Source organism: Pseudomonas sp. G5(2012) (genome assembly GCF_000408945.1).
In the GTDB taxonomy this organism is placed as follows: Bacteria; Pseudomonadota; Gammaproteobacteria; order Pseudomonadales; family Pseudomonadaceae; genus Aquipseudomonas; species Aquipseudomonas umsongensis.
Genome location: NZ_APIO01000155.1, coordinates 1 through 19,895, shown reverse-complemented (window position 1 = coordinate 19,895; position 19,895 = coordinate 1). Strand labels below are relative to the sequence as shown.

Annotated in this window: 20 protein-coding genes; 9 read left to right on the top strand and 11 right to left on the bottom strand. The window is 62.7% G+C overall.

Translation table 11 applies throughout. The features are described from left to right. The first annotated feature begins 203 nt into the window (after positions 1 to 203). Entirely contained in the window at positions 204 to 944 is a 741-nt protein-coding gene (locus tag PG5_RS30740) for a response regulator (RefSeq protein ID WP_020800967.1), read from the top strand. Positions 945 to 1,049: 105 nt separating this feature from the next. Further along, the gene (locus tag PG5_RS30735; RefSeq protein ID WP_020800966.1) at positions 1,050 to 1,262 is read left to right on the top strand and encodes a hypothetical protein; all 213 of its coding nucleotides are present in this window, start codon (positions 1,050 to 1,052) and stop codon (positions 1,260 to 1,262) included. 77 nt (positions 1,263 to 1,339) lie between these two features. Here the strand turns inward: PG5_RS30735 and PG5_RS30730 are convergent, their stop codons facing one another. From PG5_RS30730 to PG5_RS30680, 11 genes are all read right to left on the bottom strand, one after another. Further along, the gene (locus PG5_RS30730) at positions 1,340 to 2,770 is read right to left on the bottom strand and encodes an FAD/NAD(P)-binding protein (RefSeq protein WP_020800965.1); all 1,431 of its coding nucleotides are present in this window, start codon (positions 2,768 to 2,770) and stop codon (positions 1,340 to 1,342) included. Positions 2,771 to 2,784: 14 nt separating this feature from the next. Further along, positions 2,785 to 3,552 carry an ABC transporter ATP-binding protein gene (locus PG5_RS30725; protein ID WP_020800964.1) on the bottom strand — a complete coding sequence of 256 codons (768 nt, stop codon included), beginning with the start codon at positions 3,550 to 3,552 and terminating at the stop codon, positions 2,785 to 2,787. Positions 3,553 to 3,554: 2 nt separating this feature from the next. Beyond that, complete coding sequence (locus PG5_RS30720; RefSeq protein WP_020800963.1) at positions 3,555 to 4,895, bottom strand: ABC transporter substrate-binding protein; 1,341 nt, start codon at positions 4,893 to 4,895, stop codon at positions 3,555 to 3,557. Between the two features lie 26 nt (positions 4,896 to 4,921). Next, the gene (locus PG5_RS30715) at positions 4,922 to 5,971 is read right to left on the bottom strand and encodes a branched-chain amino acid ABC transporter permease (RefSeq protein ID WP_020800962.1); all 1,050 of its coding nucleotides are present in this window, start codon (positions 5,969 to 5,971) and stop codon (positions 4,922 to 4,924) included. A gap of 4 nt (positions 5,972 to 5,975) precedes the next feature. Then, positions 5,976 to 6,857, bottom strand: a complete 882-nt coding sequence (locus PG5_RS30710) for a branched-chain amino acid ABC transporter permease (RefSeq protein ID WP_020800961.1) — start codon at positions 6,855 to 6,857, stop codon at positions 5,976 to 5,978. Further along, positions 6,857 to 7,633, bottom strand: coding sequence for an ABC transporter ATP-binding protein (locus PG5_RS30705; protein ID WP_020800960.1), 777 nt, complete (start codon positions 7,631 to 7,633; stop codon positions 6,857 to 6,859). Before PG5_RS30705 ends, PG5_RS30710 begins: the two co-directional genes overlap by 1 nt. Next, on the bottom strand, positions 7,630 to 8,535 hold the full coding sequence (locus PG5_RS30700) for an AMP-binding protein (protein WP_020800959.1): 906 nt from the start codon (positions 8,533 to 8,535) through the stop codon (positions 7,630 to 7,632). Before PG5_RS30700 ends, PG5_RS30705 begins: the two co-directional genes overlap by 4 nt. Positions 8,536 to 8,711: 176 nt before the next feature. Next, the gene (locus PG5_RS30695; protein WP_020800958.1) at positions 8,712 to 10,115 is read right to left on the bottom strand and encodes an LLM class flavin-dependent oxidoreductase; all 1,404 of its coding nucleotides are present in this window, start codon (positions 10,113 to 10,115) and stop codon (positions 8,712 to 8,714) included. Further along, the gene (locus PG5_RS30690) at positions 10,115 to 10,564 is read right to left on the bottom strand and encodes a hypothetical protein (protein WP_020800957.1); all 450 of its coding nucleotides are present in this window, start codon (positions 10,562 to 10,564) and stop codon (positions 10,115 to 10,117) included. The genes PG5_RS30695 and PG5_RS30690 overlap by 1 nt, the downstream gene beginning before the upstream one ends. Positions 10,565 to 10,574: 10 nt before the next feature. Further along, entirely contained in the window at positions 10,575 to 11,792 is a 1,218-nt protein-coding gene (locus tag PG5_RS30685) for an SfnB family sulfur acquisition oxidoreductase (protein WP_042955902.1), read from the bottom strand. A 157-nt stretch (positions 11,793 to 11,949) separates the two neighbouring features. Next, entirely contained in the window at positions 11,950 to 12,513 is a 564-nt protein-coding gene (locus tag PG5_RS30680) for a helix-turn-helix domain-containing protein (protein ID WP_020800954.1), read from the bottom strand. A 15-nt stretch (positions 12,514 to 12,528) separates the two neighbouring features. Between PG5_RS30680 and PG5_RS30675 the strand changes: the two genes are divergently transcribed. The 7 genes from PG5_RS30675 to PG5_RS30645 all read left to right on the top strand — a co-directional run bounded on the left by PG5_RS30675 (position 12,529) and on the right by PG5_RS30645 (position 19,841). Beyond that, a complete protein-coding gene (locus tag PG5_RS30675; protein WP_155943762.1) occupies positions 12,529 to 13,533 on the top strand; it encodes a DMT family transporter in 1,005 nt (334 codons plus the stop codon). Between the two features lie 244 nt (positions 13,534 to 13,777). Then, on the top strand, positions 13,778 to 16,696 hold the full coding sequence (locus tag PG5_RS30670; RefSeq protein ID WP_042955901.1) for a monovalent cation/H+ antiporter subunit A: 2,919 nt from the start codon (positions 13,778 to 13,780) through the stop codon (positions 16,694 to 16,696). Continuing rightward, a complete protein-coding gene (locus PG5_RS30665) occupies positions 16,696 to 17,040 on the top strand; it encodes a Na+/H+ antiporter subunit C (protein WP_007986256.1) in 345 nt (114 codons plus the stop codon). The genes PG5_RS30670 and PG5_RS30665 overlap by 1 nt, the downstream gene beginning before the upstream one ends. Beyond that, positions 17,037 to 18,722 carry a monovalent cation/H+ antiporter subunit D gene (locus PG5_RS30660; protein WP_020800952.1) on the top strand — a complete coding sequence of 562 codons (1,686 nt, stop codon included), beginning with the start codon at positions 17,037 to 17,039 and terminating at the stop codon, positions 18,720 to 18,722. Before PG5_RS30665 ends, PG5_RS30660 begins: the two co-directional genes overlap by 4 nt. After that, entirely contained in the window at positions 18,719 to 19,207 is a 489-nt protein-coding gene (locus PG5_RS30655; RefSeq protein ID WP_020800951.1) for a Na+/H+ antiporter subunit E, read from the top strand. Before PG5_RS30660 ends, PG5_RS30655 begins: the two co-directional genes overlap by 4 nt. Beyond that, entirely contained in the window at positions 19,204 to 19,482 is a 279-nt protein-coding gene (locus tag PG5_RS30650; RefSeq protein ID WP_008063386.1) for a K+/H+ antiporter subunit F, read from the top strand. Before PG5_RS30655 ends, PG5_RS30650 begins: the two co-directional genes overlap by 4 nt. Then, complete coding sequence (locus PG5_RS30645) at positions 19,479 to 19,841, top strand: Na+/H+ antiporter subunit G (protein ID WP_008063389.1); 363 nt, start codon at positions 19,479 to 19,481, stop codon at positions 19,839 to 19,841. The genes PG5_RS30650 and PG5_RS30645 overlap by 4 nt, the downstream gene beginning before the upstream one ends. Positions 19,842 to 19,895 lie beyond the last annotated feature (54 nt).

Sequence of the window (19,895 nt, the reverse complement as noted above, 5' to 3'; positions counted from 1 at the left end):
CCATAGGTGGCCGTTACCGCTGGAATGGATATGTACACCTGAAAGAGAATTGGTTGACTGTAAGGGCGCCTTCGCCGGCAAGCCTGGCTCCTACAGTAAATCAGTAGATCAGTAGATCGGGTACATCCGAGAGCTATGAGGCCGCCTTCGCTGGCAACCCAACGCCTACAAAATGTATCGTTGCAAAAAAAGAGGATCGACCGATGGACCACGTCAACCACATCCTGATCGTCGACGACGATCGCGAAATCCGCGAACTGGTCGGCAACTACTTGAAGAAAAACGGCCTGCGCACCACCGTGGTCCCCGATGGCCGGCACATGCGCAGCTTCCTCGAAGCCAACCAGGTCGACCTGATCGTGCTCGACATCATGTTGCCCGGCGACGACGGCCTGGTGCTGTGCCGCGAACTTCGCGCGGGTAAGCACAAAGCCACGCCGATCCTGATGCTCACCGCTCGCAACGATGAAACCGACCGTATCCTCGGCCTGGAAATGGGCGCTGACGACTACCTGACCAAACCCTTCTCCGCCCGCGAACTGCTGGCGCGGATCAACGCCGTATTGCGCCGTACCCGCATGCTGCCACCCAATCTGCTGATCAGCGAAAGCGGTCGGATGCTCGGTTTTGGCCGCTGGCGCCTGGACACCACCGCCCGTCATTTGCTCGACGAAGACGGCACCCTGGTGGCCCTCAGTGGCGCCGAATACCGCCTGCTGCGGGTGTTCCTCGATCACCCGCAACGGGTTCTGAGTCGCGACCAATTGCTCAACCTGACCCAAGGCCGCGACGCCGATCTGTTCGACCGTTCGATTGATTTGCTGGTCAGCCGCCTGCGCCAACGACTCAAGGACGACTCACGGGAATCGACCTACATCAAGACCGTGCGCAGCGAGGGATACGTGTTCTCCTACCCGGTGGAAATGCTCGATGCACAGGCCTGAATAGATCAACACCCTCGATAACGACTATGCGCAAGGGTGTTTTTTCATCGCGACGCTCCAGCACTACAGTGGCCACATCTTCTCCCCACGCTCTGGAGCAACATCATGAAAAGCCTCATCGGTCTCGGCTTCGCCCTTTCGGTGCTTGGTGCCACTAGCGCCATTGCCGCCCCCCACGCCACTACCCCGCTGGTTGCAGCGGCGAAAGTCAGCCAGCCGGCAACACTCAACGTGAACACCGTCAGCGCTGACCAGAAAGACAAACTCTACGTCGCAGAAAACCGCCCTGAGTTCGGCTCCAAGTATCAGCGCTATTGATCAACAGCCTTGGGCTGCCTGAAACAACAACCCCCGCCAATGCGGGGTTTGTTGCATCTACACAGCTCCTACAGGGTTTATGGTGTTGCCAATCGCGCGGCCAGTGCCTTGGCCTGGCTTGCGACATCTGTGACCGCAGTGCTTTCCCACCACATCCCGCGCAACGGTGGGCCCATGGCAAACAGTCGGCTCGCAGCCTGACCATCGGCATCCAGTACCGCACCGTCGACCTCGGCCGCAATGCCCAGCGCCAGGTGTCCCGGGCGAATCAGCCCGCGCGCCAGCAATTGCCGGGGCAATGGTCGCGCCACCCGTCGCCAGTCATATTCGATGCCGCTGGAGTTGATCAATGCCGCGCCACTGACGACAACGGTTTGCGTTTCACCTCGGCGGCGAATTCGAATACTCACCTCATTGCCCGAAGAAGGCTCCAGCCCTTTGAACGAGGCTGCCTGAATCTGCAATCGCCCTTCCTTGTGCAGGCGTTCCACCAGTTCGGCGCTCAACGGTGGCGAGCGGTGATGATGGCTTTCCCACCACGGCCGTACATGGCGCACGAATTGCCGCCGCTGCAAGTCGGTGGCCTGACTCCACAGACGGCCGATGTGCGCCCGAACCGTGTCCAGTGGTGCCTGCCAGTCAATGCCCCGGGCGATGGCATCGCGGCAATGCCGGCGTAATTCACGCACCAGCTGTCGTGGCGTGCGAATGCTCTGATCCTCGGCCAGGAAATCCACCCAGGCCGGTGGTTGGCGCCGCACATGGGGCAACAGGCCGTGACGGGAAAACACGTTGATCGGCCCGCGATGCCCGGCCTGTTCCAGCGACACCACGGCATCGACCATGGTCAGCCCCGAGCCGATGATCAGCACCGTCGACTGCGGATCGAGCTGGCGCATCGCAGCAACATCCCACGGGTCAAGCGCCGCCGCGTTCAAACCGCTGGACTGGGTCTGCGGCGTGCGCGCGGCCGGGAACATCCCCGTCGCGAGCACGGCAAAGGAACCCTGCAGTCGCTGGCCGTCGCTCAAGCTCAAGCGCACCGACTGCGCATCGGTTTGCAGATCCACCACCTCGGCGCGCACATGCTCGACCGTCGAGCCGTTCAACGCACCCAGCGCTTGAGCCTCGGCCAGGCGTTGCTGCACGTACAGGCCGAAAATCCCCCGTGGCGGGAACAACTCGCTGACCGGTACATGCTGCTCATCCGACTCCGGCCAGCCGCCGGCCGCAATGTAGTCGGTCAACCATTGGGTCAGGTCATCGGCGTTGTCCGGATCGACACTCATGCGCGCCGCGTTGCCGTTGAGCGTATGCCCCAGCTCCACGGCGCTGTAGGCCTCGCCGCGCCCGAGCTCGGCGCGCGGTTCGATCACCAGCACCTGGCGCTTGCCCGGCAGGCGTAACAGTTGCGCCGCCAACATCGTGCCGCTGAGGCCGCCGCCGACAATCAGGATGTCCGCGTGACGGATGACGTCGCTCGCCTGTCCGTTTTGGGTTTCACTCATGCCGTTCTCACTGCTCAGTGTTTACCTAGATAGAAGTCATGCAGATCGCCCCGGGCCAGCAGCTCGCTGGCGCTGCCGGACAACACCACCCGGCCGGTGTCGAGGACATAGGCCGTGGAAGCGTACTTGAGCGCCACATTAATATTTTGCTCGGCAATCAGGAAGCTCACCTGTGCCTCGCGGTTGAGCTGGGCGACGATCTCGAAAATCTCCTGGACGATGATAGGCGCCAAACCCATGGAAGGTTCGTCGAGCAGTACCAAAGTAGGACGTGTCATCAATGCGCGGCCGATGGCGACCATCTGCTGTTCGCCACCGGACGTTAGGCCGGCCTGGGTCTTGCGCTTGGTTTTCAGGCGCGGAAACCAGGCGTAGATGCGCTCCAGGTCCCGGGCCATGTCCTGGCGACTCAAGCCGCGGACAAATCCACCACTGCGCAAGTTGTCCTCCACCGTCAATTGCGCGAAGACGTGCCGGCCCTCCAGTACGTGGACCATCCCTTCGCGCACCCGCAGGCTCGGATCGACGCCTGCGGTATCACGCCCCAGGAACTCGATGCTGCCACGACTGACCTCGGCCCGCTCGGCCCGCACCAGGCCGGAAATCGCCTTGAGCGTGGTGCTTTTACCCGCGCCGTTGGCGCCGAGCAACGCGACGATGCCGCCCTTGGGCACCGTCAGCGAGACGCCGGCCACAGCCAGGATCGCGCCGTCGTAGATCACTTCGATGTCATTGACCCGCAACAGATCGTTGACGGCAATGTCGCTGGCGGCTTCGCTCATGATTATTCCTCTGCGGTGCAGGTGCGTGGCGTCAGGCCTTTTTCCTTGGCGAACGCGGCGGATTTCTCGTCGATCAACGGCCGCAGCAACGCGCGGTCGGCGGCGATCCAGTCGCTGATCAGCGTCCAGTTGGCGCCGTCCCACTGCTGCACCCGCGCCGAACCGCCGCCCTCGTGATCCTTGCAAGACAGCTTGAGGTTCTGCATCAGGCCGAAGTAACCCATGTCCTTGAGCCGCGCATCGTCGATATTCAGATGTTCCAAGCCCCAACGCCCTTCCTCACCGTTGAGCGGGCGCTTGCCGAATTTGCCCTGGGCGGTGCGGATCGCTTCCACGGCGACGGCGGCATTCACCAGCCCGGAGTTGTAGTAGACGCTACCGAAATTCTTCAGGTCCTTGAGGTCGCTCTTGCCCTTGTCGAGGATGTATTGCTTGAGGCGCTTGTGGATCTCGAAGTCAGTGCCGGCCGGGTACGGCGTCAGCGCCAGGTAGCCTTTGGCAGCAGCGCCAGCGGGCAGCACGTCTTCGCTGGAGCTGGCCCAGATGTCGCCGACGATGTGGTCCACCGGGAAGCCGAAACGCGCAGCGGTCTTGACCGCCACCGGGGTCGACACGCCCCAGGTGCGCAGGAACACCCAGTCCGGGTTGAGCTGACGGATCTGCCGCCATTGCGCCGATTGCTCATTGCCGGGATCGGCCACCGGAATCTGGATGTTCTCGAAGCCGTACCGCTCGGCCAACAACTTCAGCGGCCCCAGGGTTTCGCGACCGTATGCGGAGTCGTGGTAGACCGTGGCGATTTTCTTGCCCTTGAGTTTGTCGAAGCCACCCTCTCGCTGGGCGATGTAGTTGATCAGGCTGGAGGCTTCGCTGTAGAAGGTCAGCATCACCGGGAAGTTGTACGGGAACACCGTGCCGTCGGTGGCTTCGGTGCGGCCATAACCCAGGGTGATCAGCGGAATCCTGTCGACTTCCGCCCGTTCACTCAGGGCATAGGCCGCCGGCGCGCCGTTAGGTTGATAGACCGCTACGGGCGCGCCATCCAGGCCGTTCTTGAAGCGCTCGTAACACTCGATGCCCTTCTCCGCCGTCCATTCGGTTTCGCATTCCTGCCAAACCAGTTTCACCCCATTGATCCCGCCTTCGACCTCGTTGATGTAGTTGAGGTAATCGATCATCCCGGCCCACACCTGTACGCCGCTGGAGGCGTAGGCGCCGACCCGGTAAGTGGCCAACGGAAAGAACTGCTGGTCCGCCGAGGCCTGGGCCATCGGTACTGCACTGCCGAAAATCGCCAGCGCCAAAGCGGCGCCGAGCAGGGAGCGTTTCAAGGATGCACGCATGTTGTTTCTCTGGTAGTGGGAAGGATTCAGAAGCGCAGCGGCCAGTGGCCCAGCCGGTCACGAAGATTGCCCAGCAGGCGGATCAAGCCTTCCGGTTCCTTGATCAGGAACAGGATGATCAGCACGCCGAAGATGATTTTTTGCAGGTTTTGCAGCTGCCCGGCATCCACCGCGCCACCGAGCAAGGCTTGCCCGACGTGGCTGAGCAGTATTGGCAACAGGCTGATGAATGCCGCGCCGACGAAGTTGCCGGCGATGCTGCCCATGCCACCGATAATGATGATGAACAGGATCTGGAATGATCGATTGATATCGAAACTGCTGGCACTGGCGGTGCCCAGGTAGGCAAAGGCCCACAAGGCGCCGGCGATGCCCAGGTAGAACGAGCTGACGGCAAATGCCAGGAGCTTGTAGCGCGCCACGGGAATACCGATGACGGCAGTGGCGGTGTCCATGTCGCGGATCGCCATCCAGTTGCGGCCGATCTGGCTTTTCACCAGGTTCACCGCGACCCAGGTCAGCAGCAGCACAGTGGTCAGGGTCAGCCAATAGCGGCCCAGCGGCGTGTTCAGGTCATGGCCGAACAGCGCCAGTTTCGGTGCGCTGATGGTGCCGGACGAGCCGTAGTTGTAGAACCAGGGGAATTTGACGAACAGCCACTCCAGGAAAAACTGCGCCGCCAGGGTGGTAACCATCAGGTAAAAGCCCTTGATCCGCGAACTCGGCAGCCCGAAAAAAAAGCCCACCACCGCACTGATCAAACCGCCACCCAGCAACGCCACTGGCAGCCCCAGTTCAGGCAAACGCAACAGAAAACCGTACGTGGCAAACGCCCCGACCGCCATGAACCCGGCCGCACCCACCGAGGTTTGCCCGGTGTAGCCGGTCAGCAGGTTCAGGCCAAGTCCGGCCAGGGACAGCACCAGGAACGGAATCAGAATGGCGTTCAACCAATAGTCGTTGCCGGTCAGTGGAACGACGACAACCGCGATCAGCAACAAGCCGACCAGACCGAACGGCACGCGGCGCCGGACCAACACCGCCGGTGCGGTTTCACGGGTAAGGGAAATCGACATGGGTTCAGACTCGCTCGATGGCGCGCTCGCCGAACAGGCCGGCGGGACGGATGTAGAGGAAGGCCAGGGCCAGGACATAAGCAAACCACGGCGTGATGCCGCCACCGATCAGCGGGCCGATGTAGACTTCGGCGAGGTTCTCCGCCGCACCGACGATCAGCCCGCCGACAATCGCCCCGCCAATCGAGGTGAAACCACCGATGATCAACACCGGCAACGCCTTGAGCACCACCAGCGACAGGGAAAACTGCACCCCTTGTCGTGCCCCCCAGAGCAACCCGGCCACGAGTCCGACCACTCCGGCCACGGCCCAGACGATCTGCCAGATGCGGTTGAGGTTGATGCCGATGGACAGCGCGGCGGTGGTGTCATCTGCCACCGCCCGCAACGAGATGCCGATGCGGGTCTTGTTGAACAGCAGTGCCAGCACCGTCACCAGCACGATGGCCGCAGCGGCGGCGATCAGGTCGAACTGGCTGAACATCATCGCGCCAATGAACAGCGGCACGTCGTCGATGCCCAGGTCCAGCGCCCGGACCTGCGAGCCCATCAAGCCTTGCGCCAGGCCTTCGATGATGAAGGACAGGCCGAGCGTGGCCATGAACAGGGTGATCTGTGAGCGATTGACCAAGGGTCGCAGCACCAGCCGCTCGATCAACAGCGCGCCAACGATCATCACCAGCACTGTCAACAGCAGCGCCAGGGCAAACGGCACACCCTGATCGTGCAGGCTGACGAAAGTCAGCGCGGCGAACAACAGCATCGCGCCCTGGGCGAAATTGAACACACCGCTGGCCTTGTAGATCAGCACGAAGCCGATGGCGACCAGCGAATACAGGGTTCCAGCGAGCAAGCCGCCGAGCAGGGTTTCAACGAAGAACGTCATCAGTGCACCACTCCCAGATACGCCGCGATCACCTCAGGGTTGGCCTGCACCTGGGCAGGCGTGCCATCGCCAACCTTGCGCCCGTAGTCGAGTACCACCACATGGTCGGACAGGCCCATCACCACGCTCATGTCGTGTTCGATCAACACCACCGTGGTGCCAAGGTCACGGTTGATGTAGGCGATGAATCGGGCCATATCCTGTTTTTCCTCGGCGTTCATCCCGGCCATCGGCTCGTCGAGCAGCAATAGGCTCGGACCGGCGATCAGGGCGCGGCCCAGCTCGACGCGCTTTTGCAGGCCATAGGCGAGATTGCCCACCGGCACATCGCGTTGGGCTTGCAGTTCGAGGAATTCGAGGATGCCTTGGGCCTGCTGGCGAAACTGTTCGGCTTCAAGCCGGGCTCGTGGCAAACCCAATGCTTGCTCGATGAAGCTGCTGCGCAGGTGTCGCGACAGGCCGGTCAGGAGGTTGTCGATCACGCTCATTTTCTTGAACAGCGCGTTGTTCTGGAACGTTCGGCCTATGCCCCGGCGCGCAGCGCTCAAAGGATCGATGCGCTTGAAAGACTGCTGCTCGAACACGATCGAACCGGCATCGAAGCGGTACACGCCGTTGAGCACATTGAGCAACGAACTCTTGCCCGCCCCGTTGGGGCCGATCAACGCGCAGATCTCGCCACGGCGCACATCGAACGACAGGTCGTTGATCGCCTTGACGCCTTTGAAGGACAGGGAAATACCGCTGACTTGCAGGATGGAATCGGTCGAGATCATGCGATGTTCCGTTTGAATTCGGCGAGCCAGGCAGGCGTGGATTGCGCTTGCGCGGTGCGCGTGGCTTGCCAGATGAAGTGCAGGTTGTGAAAGCCCAGCAGGCGGCGGACGCGGGTCTTGATCAGGCGTTGCAGGGGCTTTTGCGGCTGGGCAATGGCCCAGTCGCACAGGCGGCGGCGCCAGGTGCCCGGTGACGCGAGGCGGCTTTCGATTTCCATGGCAAGCAGTTGCAGGCGCCCGGCGGAGAGCAGCAAGCCCGTAGGCGCCACTTCACGGCGATCACGACTGGCGCTGCCAGGGCTTTCCGGGAAAGCCAGGGTTTGCCCGCTGCCCAGCCACAGTTCGAACAAGACGCTCAGGCCGCCCTGCCACTCGGTGCCCTCTTCGCTCCATAACTGTTCTGCGTTCACACCGAGGCGAAGCCGTTGCGGATGCTCTGTCGGGCCCAGCAGCTCGGCGAAGTCGAGCAACGACTGGCCCTGGTTGAGCCAGAGTTGCCGCGCCTGCCGTCCCTGCACAAAGGCGTGGCCAGGGCTGCTGCGCCACAGGACGTTGTGCAAGGCGGGAGCGTCGAGGTTGTCGGCGATGGCCAGCACCTCGCCGCCGATGTGCTGAGCCGCCAGGGCCAGCAGCAACAGGTTCGGCTCGAAGGCGCCGCTGACGGCCAGCCGCGAATCCTCATCGAATCCTTGCTGGCGCAAGCCATCGGCCAGGCGCTCGACATCGCGCAAGACATCGATCCAGCGCCAGGCAAACCATTGCCCGTGACGCTTGTGCCGCAGCGCTGGCTGCAAAGGACTGATTTGCGCCCAATGGCGCAATTGCTCCAGCGCCTTGGGTGCGCTGACCTGCCATTCCCTGGTATCCGCAATCGGCGGACGCTTGAGTTCGTGCACGCTCATGGGTTGACCTCCTGTTCATGGGTAATGTGGGAGCGAGCCTGCTCGCGAAGATGCCATGATCGTTCCCACGCTCTGCGTGGGAACGCCGCCATGGACGCTCTGCGTCCGCTCCTGATGCAGGGACGCGGAGCGTCCCGGGATGCATTCCCACGCAGAGCGTGGGAACGATCATCTACTCAGGCAGACACCACCTTTCTCTCCTGCTGCCGCAACCCCGCCAGATCGCGGTACCCGCTGCCCGGATGAATCTGCGGCAAGCGCGGTCCTTCACCGAACAACTTCTCGCGCAATGTCCCCGGCGCGTATTCGGTCTTGTACACACCGCGTTTCTGCAACTCCGGCACCAGCAACTCCACGGCATCGATGAACGTTTCGTGGGTCAGCGCATACGCCAGGTTGAAGCCATCCACATCCGTCTCCTCGACCCATTCCTGCAGCAGATCGGCAACGGTTTCCGGGCTCCCGACAAACAACGGGCCAAAGCCACCGATGCCCACCCAGTCGGCCAGTTCATTGGGGGTCCAGACCTTGTTCGGATTGGCCGTGGAGAACGCCTCCACCGCCGATTGAATGGCATTGGTGTGCACATGCTTGAGCGGTTCATCCGGGTTGAACTGACTGAAATCGATGCCCGTCCAGCCGGAAATCAACGCCATCGCGCCCTCATAACTGACCCAGCTCTTGTATTCCTCGAACTTGGCCTTGGCCTTGGCGTCGGTCTCGCCGAGGATCACCGTCTGCAGGTTGAAAATCAGGATCTTCGACGGATCACGCCCCGCCTGCCCTGCACGCTTGCGGATGTCGGCCACGGTTTTCTTCAGCAGCACTTTCGACGGTGCGGCGACGAACACACACTCGGCATGCTCGGCGGCGAACTGCTTGCCGCGACTTGACGCCCCCGCCTGATATAACACCGGAGTGCGTTGCGGCGAGGGCTCGCAGAGGTGAATCCCCGGCACCTGGAAGTGGTTGCCGACATGTTGGATCTCGTGGATTTTGCTCGGGTCGCTGAAGATCCGCCGCTCGCGATCGCGCAGGATCGCGCCCTCTTCCCAACTGCCCTCCCAGAGCTTGTAGCAAACCTGCAGGTACTCTTCGGCGAAGTCGTAGCGGGCGTCGTGTTCAGTCTGGGTTTTCTGCCCGAGGTTCTTCGCCCCGCTCTCCAGGTACGAGGTCACGATGTTCCAGCCAGCGCGGCCCTTGGTCAGGTGATCGAGGGTCGACAGGCGTCGGGCAAACGGGTACGGATGCTCGAACGACAGCGACGCGGTCAGGCCAAAGCCCAGGTGTTCGGTCACCAGCGCCATCGGCGGGATCAGTTGCAGCGGGTCGTTGACCGGCACCTGGGCCGCCTGGCGGATTGCCGCATCGCCGTTACCGTTATAGACGTCGTAGATGCCAAGCACATCGGCGATGAACAGGCCGTCGAACTTGCCGCGCTCGAGGATTTTCGCCAGATCTGTCCAGTATTCCAGGTCCTTGTACTGCCAGGAACGATCCCGCGGATGCGCCCACAACCCTGGCGACTGATGGCCGACGCAGTTCATGTCGAAAGCATTGAGACGGATTTCACGGGCCATCAAACGGCTCCCTTGGTTGATGTGTGAAAGCTGGGCGGGTGAATGCCGTTGAGGCGAAAGTTGCCGATGAGGTGGAGCTTGCCGCGCAGCGGATCGTGCAGCGAACCCGGCAATGCGGTGCGCTGCCCCGTGAGTTCGAATTCGGCGTTGCTGGCTGCGCTCAAAGCCTCGGCGCTGGCCAGGCGGGATTCGGCTTCGGCGATGCTGACTTCGATGTCGTCAGTGCCACTGGCGAGAAATTCTTCAGCGCGTTCCAGCAGCGCAGCGGCCACTTCGATGCGGATGTGCACATCGCCAAGGCGGCTGATCACCAGAGGCTCATCAGTTGCCTGGTTGTGCTGGCGGACGAAACGCAAGGTTGCATCGAGCAGGCTACGCGCGTTGTGCAGGTCATGCCGGCTGTTGGCCAGGGGTTGCCCGGCGGCAATCGGTTGGGTCAAGGCGTTCATGGTGGACTCCTCAGTTCCAGGCGTGGCGCGCAGGCTTTACGCCGTTGAGCAGGTAGTTGCCGATCAAGTGGTATTTCCAGCGCGCCGGGTCGTGCAGCGTATGGGTGCGGGCGTTGCGCCAGTGACGGTCGAGGTTGTATTTGCCGAGCACCGAGCGGGTACCGGCCAGTTCGAAGAGCTTGCTGCTGGTGAGCAAGGCGATTTCGGTGGACAGCACTTTCGCCTGGGCGACCACCACCGAGGCGTGCGCCACCGTGTCTTCATTGGCGTCGAGCAGCGCGGCGTCAATGGCCTGGCCGGCCTTTTTCAGGATCGCTTCGCTACCCCGCACACGCCATTCGAGATCGCCGATGGCGGCAATGCTGAACGGGTCCTGCCAGCCGTGGTCCTGGCCGCTGTCGATCCATGGCCGCGCTTCACGGGCGTAGCGCTTGGTTTCTTCCAGGGCACCCACGGCGATACCGGTGTCCACGGCGGCCTGGATGATTTGTGAGATCGGGCCGTCGGCGGTTGGCTCATCGAAGGCTTTGTGGGCCGGGATCACCGCGCTGAGCGGGACCTGCACCGCGTTCAGGGTCACGCCACCGCTGGCGGTGGTGCGCTGGCCGAATCCGTCCCAACTGTCGATCACCGTCAAGCCGGGATTGTCGCGCTCGATGAAAGCGATGAACGCCTGGTTCTGTTCGTTGACCGCCACCGCCGGCACGATGTGCGCAAACAGCGCGCCGGTGCAGTAGAACTTCTCGCCGTCGATTTGCGCGGTGTCGTCGTTGAAGTGAATACGGGTTTCAAAAGCCCCGGCGTGTTTGCTTTTCGATTCCGAGAAGGCGTTGCCGAAGCGGTAACCCTGCAGCACTTTGCCGAAGTAGTACTGCTTCTGCTCTTCGCTGGCGGTTTGCACCAGGATGTCGAGCACGCCAAGGTGGTTTTGCGGGATCTGGCCCAGGGAAGAATCAGCGGCGGAAATGATCTTGATCACTTCGGCGACGGTCACATAAGACACTCCGGCGCCACCGTAGGCTTTTGGCACGGTGATGCCCCAGAGGCCGCTAGCGGAGAACTCGTCGAGCTCGGCAACCGGCAGACGTCGTTCGCGATCGCGCACGCTGGCTTCGACGGCGAATCGCGCCGCGAGCTTGTGGGCGATGGCAATCGCTTCCGCATCCGAGCGGATCACATGGGCAGGGCTCACACTGGCCGAGCGGGGGGATTGGGCTGAGGCTGTCATGGGCCGACTCCGGGTTCTGGGTGAATGCACCAGAGCTTTTGCAGGAGTCGTGCCTGAATTTAAATTCGTTATTTATCAAAATCTTAACGAATTATTAGAGAAAAGCTTTTAGCTTCAGAACAGCAAAATGTTTATCCAGTGTTGACCGGCCAACAGTTCAGATCACCACATTGCGCACAAAGCGCACCGCGACTTCTCCCTCGTTGCGATAGGAATGCGGCTGGTTGCTGGCGAACATGAAGAACTCGCCGGCGGCGATCTTGTGCGGCACCTCGCCGACCATCACCGTCAGGCAGCCTTCGAACACGTAGAACTGTTCGCTCCAGCCTTCGGCGTCAGGCTCCGACGGATAATGCTCGCCCGGCTCCAGGCGCCATTCCCAGAGTTCGACTTCACGGGTGGCATTGGCCTTGGCCAGCAGCACCGCCTTGCTACCGGGGATCGTTCCGGCCCAGGCGAGTTCGTTGATGCGGCTATGGTCGCGCACATCGGGGGCCTGGATCAGGTCGCTGAAGGCCACGTCCAACGCTTCGGCGACACGGTCGAGGGTGGTCAGGCTAACGTTCTTTTCGCCGGCCTCGATCGCCACCAGCATCCGGCGACTGACACCGGATTTTTCCGCCAACGCGGTCTGGCTCATATCGGCGGCATGGCGCAACCGCCGAATGTTCTGGCTGACGTGTTGCAGGACCGAAGCCCGGGGCGAGGAATCTTTGTGCACTATATTGCTCACTTGATGGTGTTGCGCAGTATACTGCCCAACTTCGGGCGCATTGTGCGTCCCCCTCAAACAGTGTGCAAGATCATGACGTCGGTGAACTCCTCCCAGGCTCCCTCCCGTTTCCTGCGACTCAGCAAGGCCGAGTGCGTGCTGGTGTTGATCACCATGGTCTGGGGCGGGACCTTTCTGCTGGTCCAGCATGCGATGACCGTCAGTGGCCCGATGTTTTTCGTCGGCCTGCGCTTTGCCGCCGCCGCGATCATCGTCGCGCTGTTCTCCTGGCGCAGCCTGCGGGACCTGACCTTGTTTGAATTGAAGGCCGGCGCCTTCATCGGCGTGGCGATCATGCTCGGCTACGGCCTGCAGACGGTCGGGCTGCAAAGCATTCCCAGCAGCCAGTCGGCGTTCATTACCGCGCTGTACGTGCCCTTCGTGCCGTTGCTGCAATGGCTGGTACTGGGGCGTCGTCCGGGGCTGATGCCAAGTATTGGCATCATGCTGGCATTTACCGGGTTGATGCTGCTGTCGGGCCCTTCCGGCGCGGCATTGAACTTCAGCCCCGGTGAAATCGCTACCTTGATCAGCGCCATTGCCATTGCGGCGGAGATCATCCTGATCAGCAACTTTGCCGGCCAGGTCGATGTGAAACGGGTGACCGTGGTGCAATTGGCGGTCACGTCGCTGCTGTCGTTCCTGATGGTGGTGCCGACCCAGGAACACATTCCTGATTTCTCCTGGTTGCTGTTGTGCAGTGCCCTTGGGCTGGGCGCGGCGAGTGCGGCGATCCAGGTGGCGATGAACTGGGCGCAGAAGAGTGTTTCGCCAACCCGCGCGACCTTGATCTATGCCGGTGAGCCGGTGTGGGCCGGGATTGTCGGGCGGATCGCCGGGGAGCGACTGCTGGCGATTGCGCTGGTGGGAGCGGGATTGATCGTGGCGGCGGTGATTGTCAGTGAGTTGAAGACCAAGGGTAAGGCCGCTGTGGCTGAGGAAGCGTTGGAGCGGGAAACCCAGGGTTAACCGCAAAATCTGCAACGTCTGGAAGATAGCTTTCGCGAGCAGGCTCGCTCCCACAGTTGAAATGCATTCTCCTGTGGGAGCGAGCCTGCTCGCGAAGAGGCCGGACCTGCTGAACGCAGGCCTTCGAAACAATGTGAAGCAAGACTTTTCCGTCTACCTTGTAGGATTCTGCGACAGCTTGGCGTTTGGCGATCCGGGAACTGGCACGTATGATGCTTCACAAACTTCCGCAGATTAGAAGCCTATGTCCCTGATAGTTCTACTGCTTCTGCCTTTCATAGGCAGCTGTCTGGCAGCGGTGCTGCCTCACAACGCGCGTAATACCGAATCCCTACTGGCTGGCCTGGTCGCTTTGATCGGCACCGTCCAGGTCGCCCTGCTGTACCCGCAAATCGCCCATGGCGGCGTAATCCACGAAGAATTCTTTTGGCTGCCCAGCCTTGGCCTGAACTTTGTCCTGCGCATGGACGGTTTCGCCTGGCTGTTCTCGATGCTGGTGCTGGGCATCGGCACGCTGGTGTCGCTGTACGCCCGCTACTACATGTCGCCGGACGATCCGGTACCGCGTTTCTTCGCGTTTTTCCTGGCGTTCATGGGTGCCATGCTCGGGCTGGTGATCTCCGGCAACCTCATCCAGATCGTGTTTTTCTGGGAGCTGACCAGCCTCTTCTCGTTCCTGTTGATCGGCTATTGGCACCACCGCGCCGACGCGCGACGCGGTGCTTATATGGCGCTGATGGTCACCGGTGCGGGCGGCTTGTGCCTTTTGGCGGGGGTCATGCTGCTTGGCCATGTGGTCGGCAGCTATGACCTGGACAAGGTCCTGGCCGCCGGCGAGCTGATTCGTGCTCATGCCCTCTACCCTATCCTGCTGCCCCTGATCCTGATCGGCGCGCTAAGCAAAAGCGCGCAATTCCCCTTCCACTTCTGGCTGCCCCACGCCATGGCCGCGCCGACACCGGTTTCGGCCTATCTGCACTCGGCAACGATGGTCAAGGCCGGGGTGTTCCTGCTGGCTCGCCTGTGGCCGTCGCTCTCGGGCAGTGAAGAATGGTTCTACATCGTCAGTGGTGCCGGCGCCGCCACCCTGCTGCTCGGCGCGTATTGCGCGATGTTCCAGAACGACCTCAAGGGCCTGCTGGCGTACTCGACCATCAGCCACCTGGGCCTGATCACCCTGCTGCTGGGCCTGAACAGCCCGCTGGCCGCCGTAGCCGCGGTGTTCCACATCCTCAACCACGCCACGTTCAAGGCCTCGCTGTTCATGGCGGCCGGCATCATTGACCACGAAAGCGGCACCCGCGACATCCGCCGGCTCAACGGCCTGTTCAAGCTGATTCCGTTCACCGCGACCCTGGCCATGGTCGCCAGCGCCTCCATGGCCGGCGTGCCGCTGCTCAACGGTTTCCTGTCCAAGGAGATGTTCTTCGCCGAGACCGTGTTCATCAACGCCACGGCCTGGATCGAAGCCACCCTGCCGATCGTCGCGACCATCGCCGGGACCTTCAGTGTCGCCTATTCCCTGCGTTTCACCGTTGACGTGTTCTTCGGCCCGACCGCTACCGACCTGCCCCACACCCCGCACGAGCCGCCGCGCTGGATGCGCGCGCCGGTCGAGCTGCTGGTGTTCACCTGCCTGGTGGTGGGGATCTTCCCGGCGCAAGTGGTCGGCCCGTTGCTCGCCGCTGCCGCGCAACCGGTCGTGGGCGGCACCTTGCCCGAGTACAGCCTGGCGATCTGGCACGGCTTGAACGCGCCGATGATCATGAGCCTGATCGCCATGTCCGGCGGCATCGCGCTGTACCTGCTATTGCGCAAGCAGCTCAAGCTCGGTCGCTTCCATTACCCGCCGCTGATTGGCCGCTTCAATGGCAAGCGCCTGTTCGAACGCAGCCTGGTGCTGATGATGCGCCTGGCCCGACGCCTGGAACCGCTGATCAGTACCCGGCGCCTGCAGATGCAATTGTTCCTGATGGTGCTCGCCGCGGTCCTGGCCGGGTTGATCCCGATGTTGCACAGCAGCCTGCACTGGGGCGACCGACCGAAGATCCCGGGCTCGATCGTGTTCGTCATCCTCTGGCTGCTGGCGATTGCCTGCGCCCTCGGCGCCGCATACCAGGCCAAGTACCATCGTCTGGCCGCCCTGACCATGGTCAGCGTCTGCGGCCTGATGACCTGTGTGACCTTCGTCTGGTTCTCGGCCCCGGACCTGGCGTTGACGCAACTGGTGGTCGAAGTGGTGACCACGGTGTTGATCCTGCTGGGCCTGCGCTGGCTGCCACGGCGGATCGAAGAGGTTTCGCCGCTGCCGAGCAGCCTGCGCAGGGCGCGCATCCGCCGCATCCGCGACTTGCTGCTGTCGGCGGTAGTCGGCGGTGGCATGGCGTTGCTGGCCTACGCGATGCTGACCCGCCAGACGCCGAACGACATTTCTTCGTTCTACCTCAGCCGCGCCCTGCCCGAAGGCGGCGGCAGCAACGTGGTCAACGTGATGCTCGTGGACTTCCGCGGCTTCGACACCCTCGGCGAAATCACCGTGCTGGCGGCCGTGGCGCTTACCGTGTTCGCCCTGCTGCGACGCTTCCGTCCGCCGAAGGAAAGCCTGCAGTTGCCGGCCCAGCAGCGCCTGCTCGCGCCGGACGTGGTCACCGACCTGGTCAACCCGCGTCACGCCAGCGACACCGCGCTCGGCTTCATGATGGTCCCGGCGGTGCTGGTGCGCCTGCTGCTGCCAATTGCGCTGGTGGTCTCGTTCTACCTGTTCATGCGCGGGCACAACCAGCCGGGCGGCGGCTTTGTCGCGGGCCTGGTGATGTCGGTGGCGTTCATCCTGCAGTACATGGTCGCCGGCACCCAGTGGGTCGAAGCGCAAATGAGCCTGCGGCCGCTGCGCTGGATGGGCGTCGGCCTGCTGTTCGCCACCGTCACCGGCCTGGGCGCGATGGTCGTCGGCTATCCGTTCCTGACCACCCACACCTGGCATTTCGACCTGCCGCTGCTGGGCGACATTCACCTGGCCAGTGCGCTGTTCTTTGATGTCGGCGTGTACGCCGTGGTGGTCGGTTCGACGCTGTTGATCCTGACCGCCCTCGCCCACCAATCGGTGCGGGGTCACAAGACCGCGGCCCAGCCCAAACTTGTCGTCATCAAGGAGGCTGTCTGATGGAAGAAGTCATCGCCATCGCCATCGGCGTCCTGGCCGCGTCCGGCGTCTGGCTGATCCTGCGTCCGCGGACGTTCCAGGTGGTCATGGGCCTGTGCCTGCTGTCGTACGGTGTCAACCTGTTCATCTTCAGCATGGGCAGCCTGTTCATCGGCAAGGAACCGATCATCAAGGACGGCGTGCCCCAGGATCTGCTGCACTACACCGACCCGCTGCCGCAAGCACTGGTACTCACCGCCATCGTCATCAGCTTCGCCATGACCGCACTGTTCCTGGTGGTCTTGCTGGCTTCGCGCGGCCTGACCGGCACCGACCATGTGGATGGCCGGGAGCCTAAAGAATGAATCCGATGTCGCACCTGATCGCCGCCCCCATCCTGCTGCCGCTGCTGACCGCCGCGATCATGCTGATGCTCGGCGAGAAGCACCGCCCGCTCAAAGCCAAGATCAACCTGTTCTCCAGCCTGCTGGGGCTGGGTATTTCAGTGCTGCTGTTGCAATGGACGCAAACCACCGGCATCGCCGGTTCCATTGGCGTGTATCTGCCGGGCAACTGGCAGGTGCCGTTCGGCCTGGTGCTGGTGGTCGATCGCCTGTCGGCGCTGATGCTGGTGCTGACCGGCATTATCGGCGTCTGTGCGCTGCTGTTCGCCATGGCGCGCTGGGACAGCGCCGGTTCGAGCTTCCACGCTCTGTTCCAGATCCAGCTGATGGGCCTGTATGGCGCCTTCCTGACGGCGGACCTGTTCAACCTGTTCGTGTTTTTCGAAGTGCTGCTGGCCGCGTCCTATGGCTTGATGCTGCACGGGTCGGGCCGGGCGCGGGTGTCGTCGGGGCTGCATTACATCTCGATCAACCTGCTGGCCTCGACCCTGTTCCTGATTGGCGCGGCGCTGATCTACGGCGTCACCGGCACCCTGAACATGGCCGACCTGGCGCTGAAGATCCCGCTGGTGCCCGAAGCCGATCGCGGCCTGTTGCATGCAGGCGCGGGCATCCTGGCGGTGGCGTTCCTGGCCAAGGCCGGGATGTGGCCGCTGAATTTCTGGCTGGTGCCGGCGTACTCCTCGGCCAGCGCGCCGGTGGCGGCGATGTTTGCGATCATGACCAAGGTCGGCATCTACACCTTGCTGCGCCTGTGGACCCTGCTGTTTTCCGGTCAGGCCGGCGCCTCGGCGTACTTCGGTGGCGACTGGCTGATCTACGGCGGTATGGCCACCATCGTTTGCGCGGCAGTGGCGATCCTCGCGGCCCAACGCCTGGAGCGCATGGCCAGCCTGAGCATCCTGGTGTCGGCGGGGATCCTGCTGGCGGCGATCGGCTTCGGCCAGCCCAACCTGATCGCTGCGGCACTGTTCTATGTGGTCAGCTCGACCCTGGCGCTGAGCGCGCTGTTCCTGCTGGCGGAGTTGATCGAACGCTCGCGCTCGGCCAACGAAATGCCCCTGGAGGATGAAAACGAGATGCTGCCTCGGCCGCTGGAATCGTTGTATCCGGTCAAGGGCATCAACCTCGACGACGACCAGAAAGCCGTGGTCGGCCAAGTGATTCCCTGGACCATGGCGTTCCTCGGCTTGAGCTTCATCGCCTGCGCCCTGCTGATCATCGGCATGCCACCGCTTTCCGGGTTCATCGGCAAGCTCAGCCTGCTCAGCGCCCTGCTCAACCCGATGGGTCTGGGCAACGCCGGCGACGCACCGGTATCGAATGCCGCGTGGGGCTTGCTGACGCTGCTGATCCTCTCGGGGATGGCGTCGTTGATCGCCTTTGCCCGTGTCGGCGTCCAGCGTTTCTGGACACCGGCAGAACGCCCCTCGCCTGCGCTGCGGCGCCTGGAATGCGTACCGATTTTTGCGCTGTTGGGCTTGTGCATCCTGCTCACGCTCAAGGCCGAACCGCTGCTGCGCTACACCCAAGCGGCCGCCAACGCCTTGAACAACCCGCAGCAGTATGTGATGGCCGTGCTCGGCACCCGCGTAGTGCCAGGCCCCCAGGCCAGTGCAGCGCTGCTGGAGGTGCAACCATGAAGCGCCTGCTACCTGCGCCATGGCTGTCCCTGGCCCTGTGCCTGTTGTGGTTGCTGCTGAACCTGTCGCTCAGCCCCGGCAACCTGTTGCTGGGCGCCCTGCTGGGGTTTTGCGCGCCTTTAATGATGCGCAAGCTGCGCCCGCTGCCGATTCGCGTTCGTCGGCCCGGGGTGATCCTGCGTCTGTTCCTGCTGGTCGGTCGCGATGTGCTGGTGTCCAACCTGGCGGTCGCCTTCGGTGTGCTCAATGCTCGCCGCCAGCCGCCGCGCTCAGGGTTCGTCAAGGTGCCGCTGGACCTGCGCGACGCCAACGGCCTGGCCGCGCTGGCGATGATCTGCACGGTGGTCCCCGGCACGGTCTGGTCGGAACTGGCGCTGGACCGCAGCATCCTGCTGCTGCACGTCTTCGACCTGGATGACGAAACGCTGTTCATCCAGCACTTCAAGGCGACCTACGAGCGCCCCCTGATGGAGATCTTCGAATGAGCAGCCTGCTGTCCAACGCGATCCTGCTGAGCCTGTTCCTGTTTTGCGTGGCGATGATCCTGACCCTGATCCGCCTGTTCAAGGGCCCGTCGGCCCAGGACCGGGTCCTGGCCCTGGATTACCTGTACATCGTGGCGATGCTGATGATGCTGACGCTGGGCATTCGCTATGCCAGTGACACTTACTTCGAAGCAGCGTTGCTGATCGCGCTGTTCGGTTTCGTCGGCTCGTTTGCCCTGGCTAAGTTCCTCCTGCGCGGCGAGGTGATCGAATGAGTGCGCCCTTGTCCCTGTGGGTGGAAATCCCCGTGGCCATCCTGCTGGTGCTCGGCAGTCTGTTTGCCCTCATTGGCGCCACTGGTCTGTTGCGAATGAAGGATTACTTCCAGCGCATGCACCCACCGGCCCTGGCCTCGACCCTGGGAGCATGGTGCGTGGCCCTGGCCTCGATCATCTTCTTTTCGGCGCTCAAGTCCGGGCCGGTTTTGCATGCGTGGCTGATACCGATACTGCTGGCGATCACTGTGCCGGTGACCACCTTGCTGTTGGCCCGGGCGGCGTTGTTTCGTAAACGCATGGCGGGGGATGATGTGCCGGCGGAGGTTTCTAGTCGGCGTACGGAGAGTGGGGGGTGATTGAAAGATCGCAGTCTGCGTTGATGGAGTACATTCCATTCCTGCGGTAACGGC

Coding starts and splice junctions, on each gene's coding strand:
- PG5_RS30740 (WP_020800967.1), top strand. CDS start 204: ATGGACCACGTCAACCACATCCTGATCGTCGACGACGATCGCGAAATC.
- PG5_RS30735 (WP_020800966.1), top strand. CDS start 1,050: ATGAAAAGCCTCATCGGTCTCGGCTTCGCCCTTTCGGTGCTTGGTGCC.
- PG5_RS30730 (WP_020800965.1), bottom strand. CDS start 2,770: ATGAGTGAAACCCAAAACGGACAGGCGAGCGACGTCATCCGTCACGCG.
- PG5_RS30725 (WP_020800964.1), bottom strand. CDS start 3,552: ATGAGCGAAGCCGCCAGCGACATTGCCGTCAACGATCTGTTGCGGGTC.
- PG5_RS30720 (WP_020800963.1), bottom strand. CDS start 4,895: ATGCGTGCATCCTTGAAACGCTCCCTGCTCGGCGCCGCTTTGGCGCTG.
- PG5_RS30715 (WP_020800962.1), bottom strand. CDS start 5,971: ATGTCGATTTCCCTTACCCGTGAAACCGCACCGGCGGTGTTGGTCCGG.
- PG5_RS30710 (WP_020800961.1), bottom strand. CDS start 6,857: ATGACGTTCTTCGTTGAAACCCTGCTCGGCGGCTTGCTCGCTGGAACC.
- PG5_RS30705 (WP_020800960.1), bottom strand. CDS start 7,633: ATGATCTCGACCGATTCCATCCTGCAAGTCAGCGGTATTTCCCTGTCC.
- PG5_RS30700 (WP_020800959.1), bottom strand. CDS start 8,535: ATGAGCGTGCACGAACTCAAGCGTCCGCCGATTGCGGATACCAGGGAA.
- PG5_RS30695 (WP_020800958.1), bottom strand. CDS start 10,115: ATGGCCCGTGAAATCCGTCTCAATGCTTTCGACATGAACTGCGTCGGC.
- PG5_RS30690 (WP_020800957.1), bottom strand. CDS start 10,564: ATGAACGCCTTGACCCAACCGATTGCCGCCGGGCAACCCCTGGCCAAC.
- PG5_RS30685 (WP_042955902.1), bottom strand. CDS start 11,792: ATGACAGCCTCAGCCCAATCCCCCCGCTCGGCCAGTGTGAGCCCTGCC.
- PG5_RS30675 (WP_155943762.1), top strand. CDS start 12,529: ATGGTGTTGCGCAGTATACTGCCCAACTTCGGGCGCATTGTGCGTCCC.
- PG5_RS30670 (WP_042955901.1), top strand. CDS start 13,778: ATGTCCCTGATAGTTCTACTGCTTCTGCCTTTCATAGGCAGCTGTCTG.
- PG5_RS30665 (WP_007986256.1), top strand. CDS start 16,696: ATGGAAGAAGTCATCGCCATCGCCATCGGCGTCCTGGCCGCGTCCGGC.
- PG5_RS30660 (WP_020800952.1), top strand. CDS start 17,037: ATGAATCCGATGTCGCACCTGATCGCCGCCCCCATCCTGCTGCCGCTG.
- PG5_RS30655 (WP_020800951.1), top strand. CDS start 18,719: ATGAAGCGCCTGCTACCTGCGCCATGGCTGTCCCTGGCCCTGTGCCTG.
- PG5_RS30650 (WP_008063386.1), top strand. CDS start 19,204: ATGAGCAGCCTGCTGTCCAACGCGATCCTGCTGAGCCTGTTCCTGTTT.
- PG5_RS30645 (WP_008063389.1), top strand. CDS start 19,479: ATGAGTGCGCCCTTGTCCCTGTGGGTGGAAATCCCCGTGGCCATCCTG.